The following is a 2,852-nucleotide window of genomic DNA, read 5'->3' on the forward strand; positions in this document are numbered from 1 at the left end:
CTCGCTGCGTGGGGCGGGGGGCGCGGGGGGGTGGGGTGGTCCCGGGGGCGGCGCGGTGTGCGCCCCGCCGCCCCTGCCCCCCCCCCCGACGCGCCGCCGGTCGACGAGGATCTGGACCGCCTCACCCAGCGCGAGCGCGAAGTGCTGCGGCTCATCGCGCGCGGGTACGCGTACAAGGAGATCGCCAAGCAGCTCTTCATCTCCGTGAAGACGGTGGAGTCGCATGTGTCGGCGGTGCTGAGGAAGTTGCAGCTGTCCAACCGGCACGAGCTGACGCGATGGGCGACGGCGCGGCGGCTGGTCTGAGGGGTCGGCCGGACTTCAGCGGTGCGCGCCGCCCGCGACCGCGGCGGGGGTCAACTTCCGTACCGCCCACCGGTAGTGGCCCACCGCCTTGGTGGCGCCGACCAGGCCCGTCAGCCACAGGACGAGGCCGGCGCCCATGCCGAGGACGACGTCGCCGTACGAGTCGCGTCCCGGCTCGGCGTAGGCGGCGGCAGCGAAGGACGCCCACAGGCCCAGCGCGCACAGGACGAAGGAACCGAGCAGCCAGCAGAGGCTCAGGCCGGGGGAGCGGAGCGCGGAGTCCGCCGTCGGGTGGCTGTCCAACGCGAGCCAGGTGTCGGTGAGTTCGCGTATCTTCCGGTCCTGGCGTATGCCGAGGACGATGCCGATCACCGAGGGGACGAGCGCCCCCAGGCCCAGGACGGCGCAGACCGGGCCGAACACGATGACCATGGGCTCCTTGTCCTCGACCATCTGGATCGGCAGCGCGAGCAGCGACCACCCGATGACGCCGCCGAGCCCCAACAGCCAGAGCAGCAGCAGCCGGTGAACTCCCAGGCTCCGCCTGCGCAGCTCTTCGAGTGCCATGCCGCGGTCGGCGAGGAGCGCGTTGCGGTCCGGCCAGGTGCGCAGGTGGACGGGCGGCGGTGGGGGCGGCAGCGTACGGCGGGGCATGAGCCAGAACAGTACCTTCGGGGTGCTCAGACGCTTCGTGAGGCCCTTCACGCCACGCGCGTGGCCCCCGCGAACGGCATCTGGCTGATCGGTGCCAGGCGCACCGGCGCGCTCGGGTTCGGGGCGTGGATCATCTGTCCGTTGCCCACGTAGATGCCGACGTGACTGATGCCCTGGTAGAAGAAGACCAGGTCTCCCGGCTGCAGTTGGGAGCGCGGGACCCGGTTGCCCGCCGCGATCTGTGAGTACGTCGTACGGGGAAGGGCGACCCCCGCGGAGCGGTACGCGGCCTGGGTGAGCCCGGAGCAGTCGAAGGCGTTGGGGCCCGTGGCACCCCATACGTACGGGCTGCCGAGCGCCTTGTAGGCGTAGGAGACGGCTGTCGACGCGCGGGCGTTGGGGGCTTTCGCCGGGGCGTCCAGGGCGGCGGCGCGGCCGGCGGCGCGGGAGGTCCGGTCCTGATCGCCGTCGCCCGCGAGCCGCGCACGCTCTTCGGCGGTCAGCCGGGCGAGCAGCCGCTTGGCGGAGTCCAGCTTTCCGTTGACTGTCTTCTTGTGCTTCCTCAGCTCCGCCTGGCGGGATTCGAGGCGGTCGAGCGTGCCGTCGGCCTCGCTGTGCAGCTGGTCGATCTCCTGGAGCTGCTTGCGTACGCCGCTGACGGCCGAGGCCTGGCGGCTGCCCGCACGGTCGGCGAGCGCGGCGCGCTCAAGGAACTGGTCGGGGTCGGAGGAGAGCGCGAGCTGGACGGCGGGATCGATGCCGCCGCTGCGGTACTGCGCCGCGGCGATCGAACCGAGGCCCTCGCGCGCCGAGTTGAGCTTCTCCGTCTTGCGGGCCGCCTCGTCGCGCAGCTCGCCCAGGGACTCCTCGGCCTTGTCCGCCTTCTCCTTGGCGCCGTTGTACTTCTCGGCGGCGATCTCCGCCTCGCGGTAGAGCGCGTCGACCTTGGACTTCACCTCGGTCGGGCTGAGCCGGGGGTCCGCGTGGCCCGTCCCGTCGAAGGCGGTCGCCGTGGCGGCCCCGGCGAGGGCGAGGGTGGCGGCGGTACGGGCCGTACCGCCGCTGAGCGCGCGCTGTCTGGGCTTGCGGTGAGCTGCCACGAAGGGGCTCCTTAGGGTCCGGCGACGGCCCGCACAGGGGGAGCGGACCGCCGCCGGGTTTCTCGGCGGTGGTGTCCGACTGCCGCCCCTGGTCCGGACGGCGGTGGGGAGCCGGTCACCTGACGAAGGACGCTAAACCTGACCGTCACGGGTTGGTGACGGAATGTGCGCAACTGGCGGAAGTGCTCCGGACGGTGACCGTATGTGGCCGCGCGCATCGCGTGGCCACACAGCCTTCGCGCAGGCCCCTGACCGATGCCCCGCTTGTGGCCCACCTGGGTGCCGAGCGGTGGTATAGCCCCGGCTAGGCTCCGGAATCATGGACGTACTCACCCATGTCTTCGTCGGTCTGCACATCATCGGTATCGCCTCCCTGCTGGGCGGCTTCCTCACCCAGATGAAGCAGATGGGCCAGGGCACGGCCCGCTTCAACCCCGCGATGCTGCACGGCGCGCTGACCATGCTGGTCACCGGCGTGATCCTGGTGGGCCTCAACCAGGCGGACGACGACCCGGTCAACAACCTCAAGATCGGCATCAAGATGGCCGTGCTGATCGTGATCCTCGCGCTGGTCTATGTGAAGCGGGACGAGGAGAAGGTCGACAAGGGCATGTTCGGTGCGGTGGGGCTGCTGACCACGGCGAACATCTTCATCGCGGTGCTGTGGACCTGAGTCCGGATATCCAACCGACGCACTACGGGCGCCGTGGGGGCGGGGTGCGCCGTCCTGGTGGCGCGGGAGCCGGGTGTGGTGGTGTCGGTGGGGATGGTGGGGGGGCACGCGGACGGGCA

General features: G+C 71.4%; 4 protein-coding genes. 2 read left to right on the forward strand and 2 right to left on the reverse strand.

The window, feature by feature from the left end; all coding sequences use genetic code 11:
• On the forward strand, nucleotides 1–306 hold a 306-nt coding region (locus tag ACFWY6_RS04175; RefSeq protein WP_384686161.1), incomplete at its 5' end, for a response regulator transcription factor.
• 15 nt (nucleotides 307–321) lie between these two features.
• Here ACFWY6_RS04175 and ACFWY6_RS04180 read toward each other — a convergent pair.
• Both ACFWY6_RS04180 and ACFWY6_RS04185 read right to left on the reverse strand, forming a co-directional pair.
• Nucleotides 322–960 carry a hypothetical protein gene (locus ACFWY6_RS04180; protein WP_384686163.1) on the reverse strand — a complete coding sequence of 213 codons (639 nt, stop codon included), beginning with the start codon at nucleotides 958–960 and terminating at the stop codon, nucleotides 322–324.
• A 47-nt stretch (nucleotides 961–1,007) separates the two neighbouring features.
• The gene (locus tag ACFWY6_RS04185; RefSeq protein ID WP_384686165.1) at nucleotides 1,008–2,060 is read right to left on the reverse strand and encodes an NlpC/P60 family protein; all 1,053 of its coding nucleotides are present in this window, start codon (nucleotides 2,058–2,060) and stop codon (nucleotides 1,008–1,010) included.
• A 319-nt stretch (nucleotides 2,061–2,379) separates the two neighbouring features.
• On the opposite strand from ACFWY6_RS04185, the gene ACFWY6_RS04190 reads away from it, so the two are divergent.
• Complete coding sequence (locus ACFWY6_RS04190; RefSeq protein WP_384686167.1) at nucleotides 2,380–2,733, forward strand: hypothetical protein; 354 nt, start codon at nucleotides 2,380–2,382, stop codon at nucleotides 2,731–2,733.
• The last annotated feature ends 119 nt before the right edge of the window (nucleotides 2,734–2,852 follow it).

Origin of the sequence: Streptomyces sp. NPDC059037, assembly GCF_042740015.1 — a bacterium.
Classification (GTDB): Bacteria; Actinomycetota; Actinomycetes; order Streptomycetales; family Streptomycetaceae; genus Streptomyces.